Origin of the sequence: Alistipes sp. UBA1686, from assembly GCF_002320215.1 — a bacterium.
Classification (GTDB): domain Bacteria; phylum Bacteroidota; class Bacteroidia; order Bacteroidales; family Rikenellaceae; genus Alistipes; species Alistipes onderdonkii.
The window spans coordinates 285647-305433 of the sequence record NZ_DCKA01000018.1 but is presented as its reverse complement, the minus strand read 5'-3'; the positions used below and the strand labels follow the sequence as shown (position 1 = coordinate 305433).

Below are 19787 nucleotides of genomic sequence, written 5' to 3'. Positions count from 1 at the left end.
AGTTCGTCCCCTCCGGCGAAAAATATTTTTATATTTTTTATATTTTTTCAAAAAACCACCCCGCAGGTTGGTATATATTAAATAATATTAAAAAATAAGGTATCCAGAAGCACCTACGTCCGGAAACTCACCGCATATCAAACCGTACCGGAGGGTATTTTTTCGCCCGAAACCCCAAAATATTCAAAACATATTGAATTTTATTTTCGTTTTTATAAAAATATTTTAACCCGTGTTCAACAATGGTTCTTCGGGTTAAAACAAAATGTTAAGTTATTTATATTTAGTCTTATAGCACCTGTTTTCGCCCTGAAAAGAGGGCCGGAAAGACCCTTTCCGAACACTCCTGCTTACATTTCATCTATTTTGAACATTTGGCAAATTCGTTTTAATTATTTTTCTTTGTCGCGTAAGAAAGTATCATTTACTTATGCAAAAAACGAAACTTCTACTCAACATTCTTGCATTTTTCCTATGTGCCTTGCCGGCGATGTCCGTAGCTCAGGGGGGGGGAAATGTGACCGTCAGAGGCATCGTCACCTCGGCGGATGACAAGCAACCCCTCATCGGGGTCAACGTGATTTCCGGGGCCACCAGCGGGGTGAGCACCCTTGCGGACGGAAGCTACTCGATCAGCGTCGCCGCAGGGACGACGCTCACCTTCCAGTACATCGGCTACAAGCCCGCCACCTTTACGGTTCCGGGCGGCAGCGCCTCGCTGACCTACAACGTCTCCCTCGAGAGCGAGGCACAGGCGCTCGACGACGTGGTGGTCATCGCTTACGGTGTCCGCAAGAAGGGCACCATCGCCGGATCGGTATCGACCGTCAAGGCCGAAAAGGTCGAGAACACCCCTACGGCGGCGTTCGATCAGGCCATCCAGGGACAGGTTCCCGGACTGACGGTACTTTCCAATTCGGGTGAGCCGAGCACGTCGGCAACGATGATGATCCGGGGCATGAACTCGATCAACTCGGGTACCTCGCCGCTCTACATCCTCGACGGGGTCGCCATCGCCAGTTCCGACTTCAACGCCATCAACCCGGCCGACATCGAGAGCATCTCGGTGCTCAAGGACGCCTCCTCCACCTCTATATATGGTGCGCGCGCGGCCAACGGCGTGATCGTCATCACGACCAAGCGCGGGCGCATGGCCGAGCGGGCGAAGATCAACTACCGCATGCAGCTCGGTTTCTCGCAGATCGCCTACGGCAACTGGGATCTGATGGACACCGACGAACGCATCCGGTACGAGAAGGAGATCGGGTTCACCGACGGCAAGAACTACAACGTCCTGGGCAAGACCAACGTCAACTGGCTCGACGAGGTGTTCAACGATGCCGCCCTGCTCCAGAACTACGAGCTCTCGGTTTCGGGGGCCACCGACAAGACCAATTACTACGTCTCGGGCGGCTACTACAACCAGGAGGGCATTGCCGCAGGTTCGGCCTTCGAGCGCTTCTCGCTCCGCGCCAACGTCGAACAACAGGCAGCCAAGTGGCTCAAGCTCGGCACCAACACGATGATGAACTACCAGACCATCGAACGCGCCGAGTCGGGCGAATATACGCTCGTGACCCCCATCTCGGCCGCACGTTTCATGATGCCCTACTGGAACCCCCACCGCCCCGACGGCTCGCTCGCCTCGATCAAGGACGGCACCTGGAAGGGCGAAGGCCAAAACCCGCTTGAATGGCTGGCCAACAACAAGATCTCCTATAAAAAATACAAGGTGATCTCGACGCTCTTCGCCGAGGCCACCCCCATCGAGGGGCTCACCATCCGCTCGCAGTTCGGCGTGGACTATTCGCACACGACGGGCTTCGGCGCCTCCTACCCCAACTACCCGCCCAACCTGGGCTCGGGCACGGCGCAGCGTTACTCGACCGACGGCATGAGCCTTTCCATCACCAATACGATCAACTACCGCTTCTCGCTCGACGGCGGACACTCGTTCAACTTCCTGTTGGGCCAGGAGGGCGTCGATTACAGCTACGAGGAGTTCACGCTGGCCACCCGCGGCCAGAACAACGACAAGCTGGTCAACATCTCTTCGGGAACGCGCGCCACGTCGTGGAGCGACGTCACCGACGACAACTACGCCTTCCTGTCGTTCTTCGCGCGCGGCGAATACAACTACGCCGACCGTTACTACGTCGACTTCTCCGTCCGTACCGACGGTTCCTCGCGCTTCGGCACCTCGGGACGCTGGGCTGCGTTCGGCTCGGTGGGCATGATGTGGAACCTGCGCAACGAGAAATTCATGGAGAACTCGCGCCGCTGGCTCACCAACGCGCAGGTCGCCTTCAGCACAGGTACCTCGGGTAACTCGTCGATCCCCAACTACGAACACATGGCGCTCGTGAGCGGCGGCCTGAACTACTACGGCGACGCCGGCATAGCCCCCTCACAGCCGGGCAACGAAGACCTGCAGTGGGAGAAGCTGTGGATCACCAACCTGGCCGTGCACCTGGGCTTCTGGAACCGCCTGAACGTGGACGTCGAACTCTACCACAAGAAGAACAGCGCCATGCTCATGGAGGTTCCCGTTTCCTACACCACCTCCAACGGCTTCGGCTACCGCTGGGACAACGTGGGCGACATGACCAACCGCGGCGTCGAGCTGAGCCTGGCCGCCGACGTCATCCAGCACAAGGATTTCGTGTGGAGCGTGAACGCCAATGTCTCCTACAACAGGAACAAGATGACCAAGCTTTATAGCGGGGTCAGCGAATACGAGCTTTCGAGCACCAACACCAAACTGGTCGTGGGGCACTCCTTCGGCGAGTTCTACCTCAACCGGTTCGCGGGCGTTAACCCCGCCAACGGCGACGCGCTGTGGTACACCAAGGAGGGCGAGCTGACCACCGAGCTGCGCGACGAGGACAAGGTCATGGTCGGCAAGAGCTACGTGGCGCCCTGGCAGGGCGGCTTCGGCACGACGCTGGCCTGGAAGGGGCTTTCGCTGTCGGCGCAGTTCAGCTGGGTCGCCGACCGCTGGATGATCAACAACGACCGTTACTTCGACGAGTCGAACGGCCGTTTCGCCTCCTACAACCAGTCCAAGCGCCTGCTCAACCGCTGGAAGAAACCCGGTGACATCACCGACATCCCGCGCCACGGCGTCTACACCGAATTCGACGACCGCCTGCTGGAGGACGCTTCGTTCCTGCGCCTGAAGAACCTCATGCTGAGTTATTCCTTCCCGCAGGAGTGGCTGCGCAAGACACGCTTCATCAGCGGCGTGAAGATCTACGCCCAGGCCCAGAACCTCTTCACCTTTACCAAATTCACGGGCCTCGATCCCGAAGGGTCGAGCAATATGTACCAGGCACAGTATCCGATGGCTCGCCAATTCACCTTCGGACTCGACTTAACATTCTAATCAGGGACTATGAACATGTTACGCAATATAAAATTCTATCTTTCGGCCCTCGCGATACTTGTCGGCACCACCTCGTGCCTGGACAAGTACCCCGGCTCGTCCATTCCGGAGAAGGAGGCCATGCGCACCTTCGCCGACGCCGAGCAGACGCTCACCGGCATCTACGCCTCGCTCAAGAGCAGCGCGCTTTACAGCGGCTACCTCACCCTGCTGCCCGACATCCAGGCCGACCTGGTCTATGCCGTCGAAGGCAATACCAATACCTACGGCTCGTTCTGGCGCTGGGACATACGCCCGACCGACCTGCAGCTCGAAGCGGTTTACGCCGCCCTCTACAAGGTGATCGGCAACTGCAATTTCTACCTCGACCGCATCGACGAGGTGATGGCCAACGAAATCAGCGACACCAACATCGAGAAGCTCGAGCAGTACACGGGCGAGGTCTACGCCGTGCGTGCGCTCTGCTATACCGAGCTGCTCAAGACCTTCTGCAAGGCCTATGAGCCGGACACGGCCCAATCGGAACTGGGCGTCGTGCTGCGCACGAAATACTTTACGCCCGAGGCGGCCCGCCGCGCGTCGCTCTACGACTCGTACCAGTTCGTGCTCGACGACCTGGCCGAGGCCGAGAAACGCCTCGACAAGGAGAACGACGCCTACGGCAACGTCTACATGACTTCGGCCTCGGCCGAGGCGCTGCACGCCCGCGTGGCGCTCTACATGCAGGACTGGGACACGGCGATCGAATATTCGAGCACCCTGATCGACGAAAAAAAGGCCACCTTCCAGCTCTCCGATGCCAAGACCAACTACACCTCCGACTACACCTATTTCGACTACATGTGGGCGTACGACCTGGGATACGAGATCATCTGGCGCATCGGCTTCACCGACACCTCCTACGGCGGGGCGCTCGGCACGGTGTTCCTCAACTTCAACAAGGACTACACCTATTTCTATCCCGACTACGTCCCCGGCCAGGCCGCCCTGGATCTCTACGACGATGCCGACCTGCGCTATTCGGGCTACTTCTACCAGACCGAGACCGGTTATGCCCACGGGCTGAGCTGGCCGCTGCTGGTCAAATACTACGGCAACCGCAACCTGATCGCCAACCAGATCTACCATGTCTCGATGCCCAAGCCGTTCCGCCTGGCGGAGCAGTACCTGATCCGCGCCGAGGCCTACTGCCAAAAGAACGATTTTTCGAAGGCCGGCAACGACCTCTCGACGCTGCGCAAGATGCGCTACAAATCGGGCGGCACGATCAACGTCACGAAGGACAACTGGTTGCAGACCATCTCCGACGAGCGTCTGCGCGAACTCTACATGGAGGGTTTCCGCCTGCACGACCTCAAACGCTGGCACAAGGGCTTCGAGCGTAAGCCGCAGGCCAATTCGCAGGCCGAGGGAAGCTCGCTCAAGATCGAAGCCGACAACCCGCTTTTCGTATGGCCGATCCCGCAGCACGAGCTGGAAGCCCCCGGCTCGGAGATACTCCCGAACGAAAGCAACAGATAGCAACAACGAATAGAAGAGAGACAATGAAACGAATTATCACGGTTTTGTTTGCAACGGGACTCCTGGCCGCCCTCGCAACGGGTTGCAAGGAGGAATATAAGACCTACTCCGACGCGGAGTACGTGCTGTTCGCCGATACCCTGGCCACCTACGCCGTACTCCAAGACCAAGACTATTTCTCGGTACCGGTCTCCTCGACCGTCGCGTGCGATTACGACCGCACATTCGGCGTGGAGATCATCGATCAGGGCAGCAATGCCGTCGAGGGGAAGCACTACCGCCTCCTGTCGAACACCATCACCATAAAGGCCGGTTCGCGCAAGGCCGACGTACAGGTACGCGGGTTGTACGACAACATCGAAGATACCGACTCGCTGGGCTTCATCCTCAAACTGGTCATGCCCGAGCAGCTGAAATGGGATCTCTACCACGACCGGACGAAGGTCGTCATGCAGAAAAGCTGCCCCTACGACATCAACGAATTCACGGGCTGGTGCGTGGTGACCTCGATGTTCCTCAACAGCTACCCCGGCGTGGAAAACAAGAGCATCCAGCGCCTCATCCGCACCGAGAAGCACCCCACCGAAGAGAACATGATTATCCTGCACGACTGGCTCTTCTCGGGCTACGACGTCACGATCCGCCTCGACCCGCGCGATCCGATCGAACCGCTGGTAACCATGGACAAGAACCAGGTACTGGCCGACGAGGCTTCGGTCTTCGGACAGATCGTCGGGGACAACAAGATACTGGTCACTAACAGCCCGCTCTACGACTCCTATTTTAACAGCTGCCAGCACTACGTGGCGCTGTGGATCAAGGTGCATGTCGAGGACATGGGCGTGAATATGGGCCTGGTAGGCCATTTCTACAACATCATCGAATGGGTCAGCGACGAGGAGGCCGAACGGCTCCAGCGGGAAGAAGGCATGCTCCCGGGAGGCGTCACGGCGTCCGGATCGCTCTAAATCATAACGTAAATAAAGAAACGAAATATGAAAAGACATTATTTACACTTGGTGATGTCGCTGCTCGCCGGAGCATGTCTGGCGGCCGCTTCGTGTTCCGATTCGGATGAGGATACGAAGCTCCCCAGCCCCAACTTCCCCGAGGCGGTTTCGGCGACCATCGAAGCCGGCGGCACCTACACGCTCGAGATAGAGCCCAACCAGAACTGGGAGGTGAGTGTCCCGACGGCTACCGCCGCATGGTTCTGGATACAGGACGAAACACAGAAAGTCTGGACGCTGCGCGGCGGTGCGGGTGCATCGCGGATCGTAATCGGCGTGGCCGAACTCGATGAGTTCGACGACACGCGTGTCTGCGAGGTAACCCTCAAGATGGGCGGCCAGAGCAAGGTCATCGCCACGATCACACGCGGTACGCTCGAACGCGGCTTCAGCCTCCGCACATGCAAGCTCGACCAGTACGGCGACTTCGAATACGGCGGCAGCGAAACCGGCCTCACCTACTCCTATAACGAAGGGGAGGCCGAAAGCATCGACCTGACCTGGCCCGAGGGACGCACCGATTTCTCGATGCCGATCCTGGTCGAGGCCAACTACGACTGGGCGATCAACCAGTTGCCGGAGTGGGTATCCACCCCGTCGGTGACGGTCGGGAAACCCGGCACGAAAGTCGAGATCCGCATCCAGGGCAACCCGTCGGCCTACCCGCTCGACGGGGCGCAGGACAAGCTGGTGTTCATCGACAAGAACAACCTCGACGCGAAGGTCGAGATTCCGGTCACGATCCCCTCCTGCCGCGACATTTTCGATGTCACGCTCGACAAGGAACTCAAATTCAACGCCGCAGCCGAAATCTACAACAGCATGAACGGCGACTGGTCGCCCGGCGCCGCACGCGGTTCGGTCAAGGGCATCAGGGGTGCGAGGATCTACGTCATCGCCGAAGTCACGGATCGTTGGGGCAATACCAGCCTGAGCGGCGACGAAGCCGACACCAAATGGGTCACGGTCACGGAGAATGCCTGGGACGACGACCTGGTGATCATGGACAGGGGCTTCACCGTCGGCACGGAGGTCAACCAGGGCGATGCCCGCACGGCCAGGATCATCGTGCTCCCGGCTTCGATGGCGGTCTCCGACCCCAACGAACTCTTCGACTACGACATCAAGGAAGAGTACCAGCCCTATGTCTTCGCCACGCTGACACAGCAGGCCAGCCCCGGCCCGATCCAGGCTGCCAACCCCGAGGGCATGGCGGAGATCGGCACCTTGTTCGAGAAACTCCCCTCGACCCACTGGTCGCTCCGCGAGCTCGAAGTCGACGACGCTTACAAACTGACCTACACCAAAGCCTGGTCGAACGACCCCGAAGCCACGCTGACATTCGAACGCGACTTCACCGGCTATAAATGCTACGACGCCGACTGCCAGCCGTTGCCGGACGAGCAGAACTGGCTCTCGGTACGCCGCGTCGAAGGCGGGGCCATCATCGATATGGATCGCGAGGACGAAGGCTACATCGTCTTCTACGACGCCGAGGGCAACATCGCGGCCGTCAACTGCCTCTACGATCCCAATGCGGACATCGGCGGCACGGACATCGGGTTCGCATATCCCGAATACGTCACCGGCGCGACCCTCGAAGAGATCACCTCGGGCGAATACTACGAACAGTATGCGGAGTACGGCGCCCCGATCTACCACCTGACCTACGAGGGAGAAACCACGAACGCCGTGATGAACGTCCCGACCTACTCGAGTTTCATGGCCCAGGGCGATGCGGAAAGCTGGCTTACGGCCGAATCCTACGGCCCGACCCAGATCTACGTCAACATGGACTCTCAGACCGCCACCGAGGGCGTCATGTTCCTCTACGGTGCCAACTGGAACGTGGTGATGGTGATCATCTGCACGCTCAACATCTGACCCCAATGATTCAGGGCCCCTCTCCCAAGGGGCAGGGGCCCTGTTCGATACGACTACAATTTATGGAGAACATACAGACCAGGTTTTTAGATATGAAACTTTTAAAATTTTCCGTAACGGCACTCCTCGCACTGGGCATGGCCTTCCTCGGCGGATGTTCCGACGACGACGGCATCGACAACCGCGACCAAGATTACGGATACGTTCAGTTCAAGCTACACAAGGAGGCGTCCTACGACGCCCTGAGCCGGGCCCAGAAACCCCAGCTCGACTACCTTTCCGAAGCCAGCAAGGTGCAGGTCTCGCTCTATTACGACGGCACGACCATCACCCAGTCGCTGACGCTCTCGGCCCCCGACAAGCAGAGCGGCGAATTCGGGCTTCGCAGCGAGAAGCTCCGGCTGCTGACGGGACAATACCAGATCATCACCTTCTCGTTATTCAATGCCGACGACGAGCTGATCTACAACGGCATGCCGGGCGAAGAGAGGCTCGACATCGTGGCCGGCGGCCTCGTTTCGCACGACCTGACGGTCGACGTGGAGCCGCGCGGCACGGTGCGTTTCTCGATCTCCAAGGACTTGTCGGACTTCACCGAGACACCCGTGGTGACGCGTGCCGCCGAACGGCAGTACACCTTCGACGAGATCGCGTTCCTCGACCTGACCGTAAGGCACAAGACGACCAACGAGCTCACCACGTTCGAAAAACTCCCCGCGAAGTTCTCGATCCACTTCAAGGACGACCGCGAGGACGGGGCCCCCGAGGACATCGAGGACGGCTACCAGACCTCCTCGCTCGAATGCGACACGCTGCTCTCGCTCAAGGCGGGCGATTACAGCCTGGAGAGATACCAGGCCTACGACAAGAACAAAGTCCTGCTGGAGATCAACAAGCGCCCCAAGAACCTGGATTTCACCATCGAGGACAACAAGACCACCGAGGCCAAAGTCGGCGTCACGCTCTACGAGGCCGACGAGTATATCCGCGACTACTACGCGCTTTACGAAATCTGGAAGGCGCTCGACGGGGAGCACTGGTCTTACAGGGGTGAAAACTATCCCACCGGCGTCAACTGGGATTTCAACAAGGATCCCGACCTGTGGGGCGTCCAGCCGGGCGTGGAGGTGCACTCCAACGGCCGCGTGGCGAAGATCTCGATCGGCGAGTTCGGCTTCCGCGGGCACGTGCCGGCAGCCATCGGCCAGCTCTCGGAGCTCGTCGAGTTGTATCTGGGCACGCACAACGACGGCAACCTGCTCGAATACGACCCCTCGCTGGCACACGACAAGAGCCTCTCCGAGCGCACCCGCACCCGCATGGAGCGCCACAAGGAGTTCCTCTCGCTGATCCATATCCCGACCCAGACGTCCGAGCCGATCGCCCGGGCCCTGGCCGAGCACGGCATCTCGATCCCGGCCACGTCGCTCTACAAGAATTTCACCGAGGATCAGATCATCGACCGCAAAACCGGCCTCCAGAACAATATCCGTCCCTACGACGTCGTACACGGCAAGCTCACCAACGGGCTCAAGTCGATCGACCCGGCCATCGGCAAACTCGAAAAGCTCGAGTACCTCAACATCGCCAACGGCGAGCTGGAGGAGATTCCCGCCGAAGTGGCCAACCTCAAGTCGCTGACCGACCTGGAGGTCTACAACTGCCCGAAAATGACCCGCTTCCCGGTGGAGATCGCGCAGATGCCCGAGCTCGTTTCGGTCAACATCTCCAACAACGCCCAATGGTCGGCCGAAGAGCTGTACAAGGGGCTCGACGCCATCGCCAACGGCTCGTCGAAGGAGAAGCTCCAGATCCTCTATGCGACCAACAACAAACTCAGGGAGATCCCCGAGTCGTTCTGCAACCTGAAGAAGATCGGCCTGCTCGACCTGTCCAGAAACCAGATCGAAACGCTCCATCCGCTGGGCAAGGAGGTCGCACCCGTACAGCTCTACCTCGACCACAACAACATCACTTCGCTCCCGGTCAACAGCGACGGCATCTTCTGCGGCACGGACGACACGGAGACCTTCTCGGTGACCTACAACAAGCTCAAGAAGGTTCCCAACATCTTCTCGGCCAAGTCCAAATACGCCATGAAATCGGTGGATTTCTCCTACAACGAGATCGACGGCTTCGAAGGCGAAGAGGAGGGCAAATACAAGGGCCTGCGGGTGGAGACCTTCTCGCTGGCGGCCAACCCCGGGCTGACGAAGTTCCCCAAATGCCTCGGCACGACCAATTCGCTGGTTTCCTACATCATCCTGCGCGGTTGCAGCATCGACGAAATCCCCGAGGGCAGCTTTGGCGGCAAGAACTCGACGTCACTCGTATCGCTCGACCTGACCTACAACAAACTGAAGGCCCTGTCCAAGGATTTCACGGCCGAGCAGCTGCCCTACCTCTACGGGCTGGATATTTCGTACAACTCGTTCGACAAGTTCCCGTTCGGGCCGCTCAACTGCGCCGGGCTGACCGTATACGCCATCCGCGGCCAGCGCGATGCCGAGGGTAAGCGCTGCCTGCGCGAGTGGCCCACGGGGCTCTACCAGCACACGGGCCTGCGCGGGTTCTACATCGGTTCGAACGACCTGCGCAAGATCGAGGACACGATCTCCTACCTGATCTACCACCTCGACATCAGCGACAACCCCAACATCACGTTCGATGCCTCGGCCATCTGCTACTACTGGCAGCAGGGGGTCTACAACCTGATCTACGACAAGACCCAGAACATCCTGAACTGCGACAAAATGCTCGAATAACACCTAAGGAGAAACGACAATGAAAATAAAGAATTACATACCGGTCATCCTCTGCTCGATCGCATTATGCAGTTGCTCCGACGCCGACAAGAACATCGCGTTCGGGCTCGACAGCGACGCCATCAAAGCCGAAGCCGCAGGGGGAAGCCACAAGATCAAAGTATCGGCATCGGGGGACTGGGTCGCCACCACCGACGAGCCGTGGATTTCCATTTCGCCGGCCAACGGCCGCGGCACCACCGAGTGCAGGATCCTCATCGACTCGGCGCTGACCGACTCGCCCCGCCGCGGCGTGGTACGCATCCAGGAGCAGAACACCTGGGACAAGAAGGAGATCACCATCGACCAGCAGGGTTTCGACTACGCCATCACGCTCGGGGAGAAAGAGGTTTCCGTGGCCAACTTCTCGGCCTTCGGCACCCGTTATTTCGACGTGAAGGTCAAGACCAACGTCGACTTCGCCGTCGAAGTCCCCACCTCGGCCGAAAGCTGGCTCAAATTCGACAGCTATAAGGTCGAACTCGACCGCGGCATCCGCCCGCGCGAGGTGACCGTACGCTTCAACTGGAGCATCAACTCCCAGCCCAACGAGCGTATCGCCGACGTGGTGTTCAAGCCCAAACGCGAGGTGGAACTCGCCCGCCAGGACAACCTGCTCGTCACGCAGGGCGCCGCCGAACCCATCGAGGAGAACACCCGCAGCGGCGACTCGATCGCCCTGCTGGCCATCGCACGCACGCTCGGAACCAACAGTTCGTGGGAGAACGGCGAACGCATGGACAACTGGGACGACGTCACCCTTTGGGAGGAGGGCATGGCGGGTTACACGCCCGAGAAGAACGGCCGCGTGAAATACGCCCGGTTCTTCATGTTCGACACCAAGGAAGAGCTGCCTTTCGAAGTGCAGTACCTGACGGCCGCCGACGAGCTGAACTTCTACAGCAACGTCAACGCCTTCCTGAAAGACCTCACCACCGGCGAGTACATCACCAAACTCACGCAGCTCAAACGCCTCACCATCGCCGCCTACGGGCTGGTTTCGCTGGACAAGAACTTCACGGCGCTCAAGAACCTCGAGTTCCTCGACCTGAGCAGCAACAACTTCCAGAAGATTCCCGACGAGATCAACCCGACCAACTTCCCGAAACTGCGGACGCTGCTCATGGGCGCCAACACGCGCAGGAACATCTACGACCTGAGCAACACCGTCGAAACCAACTACGGCGGCCTCGTCGATGAAGAAGGATTCCCGCGCCGCATGATCGAATGGGATCTCGACACGCTGCAGCTCTCGGTCAACTACCTGCAGGGGCCGCTGCCCAAGATGGACGACTGGGAGAAATACACCGAGCAGGACATCATCGACGCCGACACGCTGCCCCGCGCGCTGATCGGCACCCCGAAGGTGATGCCGCACACCAAGCGCTTCGCCATCAACCTCAACCGCCTGACCGGCGAACTGCCCGACTGGCTGCTTTACCACCCCGCCCTCGACTGGTGGTCACCCTTCCAGCTCGTGTTCACGCAGGAAGGCAAGGATGCGACGGGCGCATCGGCCGGATTCGGCAACGAACCCGCCAACCTGAACTATTACTACGAATTCTACGAGGGGTACAAGAAAGACCCCGGCGCAGAAGAGGAAGACGAGGATACGACCAAATAATCAAGACGATGAAAAACTATTTATACGGCATTTTTGCCATTGCATTCCTGGCATTTACCGCCTGCACCAACGAGGAGCTCCCGACGCCCGGCACCGGACAGGACACCCCTGTCGAGCACAAGTCGGGGGAGATACTCGTCAAATTTTCGCCTTACGTGAGCGAGATACTCGACAAGGCGGCCACAGCGACCCGCAGCGGCGGCCCCGCCACCCGCTCGGGCATCCTTTCGGTCGACGAGGTTCTCGACATCGTGGGCGGCTACCAGATCGAACGCGTCTTCCCTGTAGACGGCCGCAACGAAGAGCGCACCCGCGAATCGGAGCTGCACCTGTGGTACGTCGTACGCTTCGGCGACGACTACTCCGCCGAGGAGGTCGCCGAAAAACTCTCGGCCCTGGGCGAAGTCCAGCACGTGAATCTCAACCGCACGATCCGCCGTGCCTACAACGCCGGCAAGAAGGCAATGCCCCTCACCCGCGAAGCCCTCGCCGCCATGCAGCGTGCGACCCGCGCCGCCGGGGATACGGGTTATCCCTTCAACGACGAACTGCTGCCGATGCAGTGGCACCTGATCAACCGCGGCAACCTGTTCGGCGAGAAGTCGATCGTCGATGCCGACGTGCAGTGTGAAGAGGCGTGGAAATCCTCGACGGGCGACCAGTCGATCATCGTCGCCGTGCTCGACGAAGGCGTCATGGTCGAACACCCCGACCTGAAGAACAACATGTGGGTCAACGAAGGCGAGGTTTACCGCTCGAAGCAGGACAACGACGGCAACGGCTACAAAGGCGACGTCTACGGCTACAACTTCGTCTTCGACACGGGCGTTATCTCGTGGGACGACGTCAGCGATACGGGTCACGGCACGCACGTGGCGGGCGTGATCGCCGCACAGAATAACAACGGCATCGGCATCAGCTCGATCGCCGGCGGGAACGCCGACATCCCGGGCGTGAAGATCATGAGCTGCCAGATATTCTCGGGCAACGCGGTCAGCAACTCGCTGGCGACCGTCCGGGCCATCAAGTACGCGGCCGACAACGGCGCCGTCATCCTGCAGTGCAGCTGGGGCTATATCTCGGGCAGCGCCAACAGCTACGAGTGGGGGGCGCCGGGCTTCAAGGACGAAGAGGAGTGGGCGACGAACGCCCCGCTGGAGAAGGACGCCCTCGACTACTTCCTGCATAACGCCGGATCGCCCAACGGCCCGATCGAAGGCGGCCTGGCCATCTTCGCAGGCGGCAACGAGAGCGCCCCGCAGGCCGGGTTCCCGGGCGCTGCCGAGGAGTGCATCTCGGTATCGGCCACGGCTGCCGACTATACGCCCGCCGTCTACACCAACTACGGCCCCGGCACGGCGATCGCAGCCCCGGGCGGCGACCAGGACTACTATTACGAGTACTTCGACGACAACCACAAACGCGGCGAGATCGGCTGCATCCTTTCGACGCTGCCCTATGCCATCAGCGAAACGGGCTACGGTTACATGGAAGGCACCTCGATGGCCTGCCCCCATGTTTCGGGCGTCGCCGCGCTCGGGCTCTCATATGCCGCACAGCTCCGCCGCCACTTCACGGCCGACGAGTTCAAGGCACTGCTCTGCGAAACCACCACGCCGATCGACTCCTACATGACCGGCCTGAAAAACTACTACCGCTACGTCGCCGAAGTCGGCCTGAACCAGCCCATGCAACTGACGCTGGCCAACTACCGCAACCAGATGGGCGTGGGACAGGTCAATGCGGCCAGGCTGCTCAACGCGGTCTCCGGCAACGGCAAGCAGGTTTCGTTCCCGAACCTCTACATCTCGCTGGGCAAAGAGGTGAAGGCCATCCCGGCCAACTACTTCCTCGGCGGCGAAACGCTGACCTACACGGTCAGCATCGCCGACACGGCGGTCGCCACGGCGTCGTTGGAGGGTGCGAAGCTGACGGTCAGGGGGCTGAAGGCCGGCACGACCAAGGCAAGCATCACTTCGAGCAAGGGCGAGACGCACAATTTCAACATCACGGTGCGTAAAACGGCAAACGGCAACGGCTGGCTCTAACGGACAATGCGCTGCGGAACGACGATAGCACGTATGCTCTTCTGCTGCGGGGCGTTGTGGGCGGTAACCGCCGCCACACCGCTCTGCTCGCAGATCCGCATCGTCCCCCGTGCCAAACTCGACAGCCTGGCGCACCCCGCCACGGCCGACGGTGCCGAAGCGATGCGCTTCGAACGCACGCAGATCGACGCAGGGCATATCGGCGAGGACGACACGCCGCCGGGCTACACGTTCAAATGGCATAACGCAGGGACGGCACCGCTCGTCATCACCCGCGTGCAGACCACCTGCGGCTGCGCCGCGGCCACCTACGGCCGGCAGCCCGTCCGCGCGGGCGGCGAAGGCACGGTGACGGTCACCTACCACCCGAAGGGACACCCGGGGAGCTTCGACAGGCGGATCTTCGTCTATACGCAGCTCTCGGACAAGATGCCGACGGCCATCCTGCACCTCACGGGCACGGTCATAGCCTCGGAACGCACGGACGGCGACTACCCCTATGCAATGGGTGCGCTGCGGCTCAAACAGCAGTCCGTGCGCCTCGCCCCGGAAAGGTTGCAGAACGAGCGCATCGAATGCCTGAACACGGGCGGCAAAGCCATGCGGCCACGCTGCGACGAGCACCTGCTCCCCCCGGGGATCACCTTCCGGTGCGAGCCCGCAACCCTCGCCCCGGGCGCCAAAGGCGACCTGGTCATCGGGTTCGACCCCGCGCAGGCAACGCGCAGGCCGCCTGTGCAGCTGCCCCTGATCCTCGAAGGGCCCGATGTTTCGCCGAGTGGGCGCACGCTGCAGATCCGGTTCGAAGAAACAGAGAAAGAAACAGACAAAAACGAGTCATATGAAAACAATTTTTAGATTTACGCTCCTTGCACTTATCGCGACGGCCTTCTGCGCCTGCGATGACGACAAGTCGTATGTAGCCCCCCTGGATGTCACGCCCAACAACCTCGCCGGCACGTGGCAGCTCGCCCAATGGAACGGCGCGCCCCTCGCCGAGGGCAGTTACGTATACATCGAGTTCATCCGCAAAGACCAGAAGTACGTCATGTACCAGAACCTCGACAGCTTTGGCGCCCGCAAGCTCACGGGACGTTTCGCCATCGAAACCGACGAGGAACTGGGCGCCATCATCTACGGAAACTACGATTACAGCGTAGGCGACTGGCAACACCGCTACATCGTGACCGACTTTTCAAAGACACAAATGATATGGACAGCCAAGGACGACCGTTCGGACATTTCGGTCTACGAACGCTGCGACGGCATCCCCGAGGAAATCACCGGAGGGAAAACGGAGTAATAAAAAGTTCACGCCGCAAGGCAGTAAAAGGGACACCCGCTCCGGGGTGTCCCTTTTACCATTATGTCGCGGAGCGCCCTTCCCGGCACAACCGGATTGGTAATGCGCGGAATTTGTAGTAATTTTGCGCAAAACAATACGGACGATGACACGACCACTGCAATTCATACCTTTCAAGTCCCGCTCGGACAAAGGCTGGGCCGAGGCCTGGGAGCTTTACGAAAAGTCGTTCCCCTACAACGAACGCTGGAACGCCGAAGGCTACGACCGGGCATTCGGCGACCCGAATTTCGAAGCCGACGGCATCTGGCGCGGCGACGAGTTCATCGGCATCCTCTTCCACTGGGGTGCCGACGGGTACCGTTATGTCGAGCACCTGGCCGTCTCACCCGCCCTGCGGGGACAAAACATGGGCTCCGCAGCACTCTCGGCCTTCTGCCGGAAGGTCGGGCGCGTCATCCTCGAGATCGACCCGCCCGTAGACGACATTTCGATCCGCCGCCTGCACTTCTACGAACGGCTGGGGTTCGTCGCCAACCCCTACCGGTACATCCACCCGTCGTTCCGCAAGCCTTTCACGCCCCACCGGCTGGTGCTGATGAGCTATCCCGGCGCCATCACCTACGAAGAAGCCCGCAGTTTCGCGGACTTCGTACGGGAGGCAGTCCTCCGCTATTCGGAGCACGAAGCCCCCACTCTGCCGAATTTAGCGTAAAAAGCGGATCGCTTCCAGCAAGACAACGGTTCCGACCGGCATAGGCCGTTCAGCGGCGGGATTTCTTTCCCGGCATCCCCGGCAATGCAGACGATGCAGGCGGATAGGCGCCATATCGGCATAAAATGGAGCCGGGCGCAAAAAACGGAATCCCTCCGGAAGCCGCCCGGCCGAAAACCCCGTTACAGGATCCCGACCAGGTATTTGGTGACGAAATAACCGCCCACGACCAGCCAGACATACAGCAGTCCCGCCAGCACGAAGGGCTTCGCCCCGGCATGTTTGAACTTGTCGATGCTCGTTTCCGTACCCAGCGCCGTCATGGCCATCGTCAGCATGAACGTATCGACATATTCGATGGCGCCGTTCAACGGAATGTCGCGGACACTCTCCGCCCCGGTCAGGTATTGCAGCAGCGAATTGAGGCAGATGACCCCGATAAACCCGAATGCGAACCACGGAATGGTGATTTTGTTCTTCTCCTTGCGCCCCCCGGCGGTTTTCCGGCGGCGCGCCAGCACGAACCCCAGGATAACCAGCACGGGCGCGAGCATCATCACACGGATCATCTTGGTGATGGTGGCCGTCCCAGCGATTCCCAGCGTATCGGTCGGATCCATTGCGTTGCCCGCCCCCGCCACATGGGCCACCTCGTGCAGCGTGCTGCCCGTATAAACGGCCACGCCCGTGTCCGTGAGCCCGTCGAGCATCCCCGTACGGTACATCAGGGGGTAGAGGAACATCGAGAGGGTGCCGAAAATCACGACCGTGGAGACGGCAATGGCGGTTTTGTACCCCTCGCATTTCACGACCGGCTCGGCACCCAGCACGGCCGCCGCGCCGCAGATGGCACTGCCCGTCGAGGTCATCAGCGCCGTGTCGCGGTCGATCTTCAGCAGGCGTCCCAGCAGGACGCCGCCCAGGATCGTGACCGTCACGACGACCAGGTCGACCGCGACGGCCGGAATACCCACGGCGGCCACCTCGGAGAGCGTCAGGCGGAACCCGTAGAGGATAATGCCCCAGCGCAGCACCTGCTTGGTACAGAACCTGATACCGGGCACCCACGTTTCGGGCAGTTTGTTGCGCAGGCTGTTGGCATAGAGCATGCCCAGCACGATGCCGACGATCAGCGGGCTGAACGAAAGTTTCTTTACGAGGGGGAACCCGGCGATGTAGAATGCCGCGAACGAGAACAGGACGATCAGCAGAATCCCGTGCAGGGTATTCGCCCTGTTACCTTTTTTCAACATATCCTTCGTGTTTTTTTAAGAAGCCGTTATAACTTTTCCTTTGTTTCGCCGACAAAGATCGCATCTTTTGGCGGGATATGGAACAAGAACCGGTTATCCTACATAACCATAAGTTATAACGCAAACTGCAGCCGCGCAGCGATGCCCGAAAATGGAAACGGGAACGGGATGCGGGAACAGAATACGAAAACGGGAACGGGATGCCCGCCGGGTCAGCGGTCGGCCCGGGCGAAATCGACGAACTGCCGGACAAGCCGGGCAGGTTCGGCCTCGGGATGCACGAACACGAAGTCGCGCGTGAGCGCCAGGGAGTCGACATCGACGATACGCAGCGTACCGCTGCGCAGCTCGTCCACGACCGAAATCACCGACAGGATGGCCATGGCGTCGCTGTTGCGCACGAATGCCTTGATCCCCTCGGTCGAACCGAGGCGCATCACCACGTTCAGTTCCGGGATGCGGATCCCGGCCTTGCCGAGTGCCGTCTTGATGACTTCGAGCGTCCCCGACCCGCCCTCGCGCAGCACGAGGGGAATCTGCCGTAAACAGTCGGGCGTCACGGCATCCGTCCGCGCATAGGGGCCGCCCGTACGTGCGACCAACACCAGTTCGTCGGGCGCGAAGAGCGTATAGTGCAACCCCTGCCGGCGGCTGAGGCTCTCGACCATCCCCAGGTCGATGCTGCGCCCGCACAGTGCCTGTTCGACCTGGTCGCTGTTACCCGACATCATCGAGACCCGCACGCCGGGGAAGCGCGTGGTGAAGCGGGCGAGGATCGGCGGCAGGAGGTATTGGGCGATGGTCGTGCTGGCACCGAGGCGCAGTTCGCCCTCGACCGCACTCGCGCAGAGGCTCATCTCATACTCCATGCGGCGGTAGTCGCCGGCCAGCCGTTCGGCGCAGGCCAGCAGGGTCTCGCCGGCCGGGGTCAGCTCCAGGCGGCTGCCGCGACGGACGAAGAGTTGCGTCTTATAACGGGATTCGAGCTCACCGACATGCTTGCTGACGGCGGGCTGGGAAATGAACAACTGCTCGGCAGTCCGGGTGAAACTGAGCGTCCGGGCCGCGGTGATGAAAACTTTAAGTCGGAAATCGTCCATAACTTTCGTAGGTTATCGGCGCAAGGCCACCAGCCATAGCGTCCTCAACCCAGATGCCCGTCTTGGGCGAACTCCTTTACCGACTTGATATAGTGGTCGATAGTCTCCTGCATCGAAACGAACGATTTACCTCCCGCGGCATTCTTGTGGCCGCCGCCGTTGAAGTACTTGCGGGCGAAGAGGTTGACGTCGACATCTCCGCGCGAACGTAAGCTCACGCGGATGAACTTGCGGTGGGCCAGGAACATGGCCGACATCTTCATCTTCTTGATCGTCAGCGCGTAGTTCACGAAACCCTCGCTGTCGCCCTGCTGGAACTGGAAACGGCGCATTTCGTTCTCCATCAGCGACATATAGGCCACCGTCCCGTCCTGGATGATCTCCATCTTGCGGTTGATGACATAGCCGAACAATCGTGCGCGGCCTTCGGTATAGGCGTTATAGACGTTGTTGTGTATCTCGGGGATGCTGATGCCCTTCTCGACCAGCACCGCCACGGCGCGGAACAGCTCCGGCGTGAGGAACGAGTAGGCGAAGTTGCCCGTGTCAGTCATGATGCCCACGTAGAGCGCCTCGGCCATCTGCCGCGTAATGGCATCGGTGCCGAACAGCGCTTCGATGATGCTGTATACGAGGAAACAGGTGCTCGACGAATCGGGATACGAGAACGAGAGGTCGAAATGCCCGTCGGGCGAAAGGTGGTGGTCGATCAGCACGCGGCGCGCCGTGGTGTTGGCCTCGATCGTATCGCTCAGGATTTCGAGCCGCGACACGGCGTTGAAGTCGAGGCAGAAGAGCAGGTCGGCCTCGGCGATGGCGCGCACGGCATCGCCCGCAGTGTCGTTCTTGAAGACCACGACCTGGCCGATACCCGGCATCCAGTCGAGAAAATAGGGGTATTTGTTCGGGACGATGCACGTCACCTCGTGTCCCATTCCCCGCAGCACCTCGGCCCATGCGAGCGAAGAACCCACGGCATCGCCGTCGGGATTGGTATGGGCGACAATCACGATCTTCCGGTTTGCCGGGGCGAGAAGTTCCCTGAGGGATTCGATACGCTCTTTCGATAGCTCCATTTCAGCCTTGCTTCACATTGGTGATACTGGGCAAAGGTAGCAAAAAAGAGGGAGATAACAAACC

General features: G+C 60.1%; 13 protein-coding genes. 10 read left to right on the top strand and 3 right to left on the bottom strand.

From position 1 onward, the window contains the following. Positions 1-430: 430 nt before the first annotated feature. The 10 genes from B3C38_RS09155 to B3C38_RS09110 all read left to right on the top strand — a co-directional run bounded on the left by B3C38_RS09155 (position 431) and on the right by B3C38_RS09110 (position 16294). Positions 431-3385: a SusC/RagA family TonB-linked outer membrane protein gene (locus B3C38_RS09155; protein ID WP_286726790.1), complete on the top strand. Its 2955-nt coding sequence runs from the start codon at positions 431-433 to the stop codon at positions 3383-3385. Between the two features lie 9 nt (positions 3386-3394). After that, positions 3395-4906, top strand: coding sequence for a RagB/SusD family nutrient uptake outer membrane protein (locus B3C38_RS09150; protein WP_286726788.1), 1512 nt, complete (start codon positions 3395-3397; stop codon positions 4904-4906). A 23-nt stretch (positions 4907-4929) separates the two neighbouring features. After that, positions 4930-5874: a DUF4984 domain-containing protein gene (locus tag B3C38_RS09145; protein ID WP_286726786.1), complete on the top strand. Its 945-nt coding sequence runs from the start codon at positions 4930-4932 to the stop codon at positions 5872-5874. Between the two features lie 27 nt (positions 5875-5901). Beyond that, on the top strand, positions 5902-7800 hold the full coding sequence (locus B3C38_RS09140) for a hypothetical protein (RefSeq protein WP_286726784.1): 1899 nt from the start codon (positions 5902-5904) through the stop codon (positions 7798-7800). 92 nt (positions 7801-7892) lie between these two features. Next, a complete protein-coding gene (locus B3C38_RS09135) occupies positions 7893-10565 on the top strand; it encodes a DUF4458 domain-containing protein (protein ID WP_286726782.1) in 2673 nt (890 codons plus the stop codon). 19 nt (positions 10566-10584) lie between these two features. After that, positions 10585-12228, top strand: coding sequence for a BACON domain-containing protein (locus B3C38_RS09130; RefSeq protein ID WP_022332049.1), 1644 nt, complete (start codon positions 10585-10587; stop codon positions 12226-12228). Between the two features lie 8 nt (positions 12229-12236). Further along, the gene (locus B3C38_RS09125) at positions 12237-14276 is read left to right on the top strand and encodes a S8 family peptidase (protein WP_286726781.1); all 2040 of its coding nucleotides are present in this window, start codon (positions 12237-12239) and stop codon (positions 14274-14276) included. Between the two features lie 6 nt (positions 14277-14282). After that, positions 14283-15134, top strand: coding sequence for a DUF1573 domain-containing protein (locus B3C38_RS09120; protein ID WP_286726779.1), 852 nt, complete (start codon positions 14283-14285; stop codon positions 15132-15134). Beyond that, positions 15118-15579: a lipocalin family protein gene (locus B3C38_RS09115; RefSeq protein ID WP_022332046.1), complete on the top strand. Its 462-nt coding sequence runs from the start codon at positions 15118-15120 to the stop codon at positions 15577-15579. The genes B3C38_RS09120 and B3C38_RS09115 overlap by 17 nt, the downstream gene beginning before the upstream one ends. Before the next feature lie 145 nt (positions 15580-15724). Next, entirely contained in the window at positions 15725-16294 is a 570-nt protein-coding gene (locus B3C38_RS09110; protein WP_055211839.1) for a GNAT family N-acetyltransferase, read from the top strand. 182 nt (positions 16295-16476) lie between these two features. Here the strand turns inward: B3C38_RS09110 and B3C38_RS09105 are convergent, their stop codons facing one another. The 3 genes from B3C38_RS09105 to B3C38_RS09095 form a co-directional block, all read right to left on the bottom strand. Continuing rightward, positions 16477-17547 carry a YeiH family protein gene (locus B3C38_RS09105; protein WP_055211841.1) on the bottom strand — a complete coding sequence of 357 codons (1071 nt, stop codon included), beginning with the start codon at positions 17545-17547 and terminating at the stop codon, positions 16477-16479. A 212-nt stretch (positions 17548-17759) separates the two neighbouring features. After that, entirely contained in the window at positions 17760-18647 is an 888-nt protein-coding gene (locus tag B3C38_RS09100; protein WP_286726776.1) for a LysR family transcriptional regulator, read from the bottom strand. A 44-nt stretch (positions 18648-18691) separates the two neighbouring features. Beyond that, entirely contained in the window at positions 18692-19723 is a 1032-nt protein-coding gene (locus tag B3C38_RS09095; protein WP_018695716.1) for a DHH family phosphoesterase, read from the bottom strand. Between the last annotated feature and the right edge of the window lie 64 nt (positions 19724-19787).

What these genes read in the sequence shown, in the direction of transcription:
- B3C38_RS09155 (WP_286726790.1), top strand. Translation starts at nt 431, where the DNA reads ATGCAAAAAACGAAACTTCTACTCAACATTCTTGCATTTTTCCTATGT.
- B3C38_RS09150 (WP_286726788.1), top strand. Translation starts at nt 3,395, where the DNA reads ATGAACATGTTACGCAATATAAAATTCTATCTTTCGGCCCTCGCGATA.
- B3C38_RS09145 (WP_286726786.1), top strand. Translation starts at nt 4,930, where the DNA reads ATGAAACGAATTATCACGGTTTTGTTTGCAACGGGACTCCTGGCCGCC.
- B3C38_RS09140 (WP_286726784.1), top strand. Translation starts at nt 5,902, where the DNA reads ATGAAAAGACATTATTTACACTTGGTGATGTCGCTGCTCGCCGGAGCA.
- B3C38_RS09135 (WP_286726782.1), top strand. Translation starts at nt 7,893, where the DNA reads ATGAAACTTTTAAAATTTTCCGTAACGGCACTCCTCGCACTGGGCATG.
- B3C38_RS09130 (WP_022332049.1), top strand. Translation starts at nt 10,585, where the DNA reads ATGAAAATAAAGAATTACATACCGGTCATCCTCTGCTCGATCGCATTA.
- B3C38_RS09125 (WP_286726781.1), top strand. Translation starts at nt 12,237, where the DNA reads ATGAAAAACTATTTATACGGCATTTTTGCCATTGCATTCCTGGCATTT.
- B3C38_RS09120 (WP_286726779.1), top strand. Translation starts at nt 14,283, where the DNA reads ATGCGCTGCGGAACGACGATAGCACGTATGCTCTTCTGCTGCGGGGCG.
- B3C38_RS09115 (WP_022332046.1), top strand. Translation starts at nt 15,118, where the DNA reads ATGAAAACAATTTTTAGATTTACGCTCCTTGCACTTATCGCGACGGCC.
- B3C38_RS09110 (WP_055211839.1), top strand. Translation starts at nt 15,725, where the DNA reads ATGACACGACCACTGCAATTCATACCTTTCAAGTCCCGCTCGGACAAA.
- B3C38_RS09105 (WP_055211841.1), bottom strand. Translation starts at nt 17,547, where the DNA reads ATGTTGAAAAAAGGTAACAGGGCGAATACCCTGCACGGGATTCTGCTG.
- B3C38_RS09100 (WP_286726776.1), bottom strand. Translation starts at nt 18,647, where the DNA reads ATGGACGATTTCCGACTTAAAGTTTTCATCACCGCGGCCCGGACGCTC.
- B3C38_RS09095 (WP_018695716.1), bottom strand. Translation starts at nt 19,723, where the DNA reads ATGGAGCTATCGAAAGAGCGTATCGAATCCCTCAGGGAACTTCTCGCC.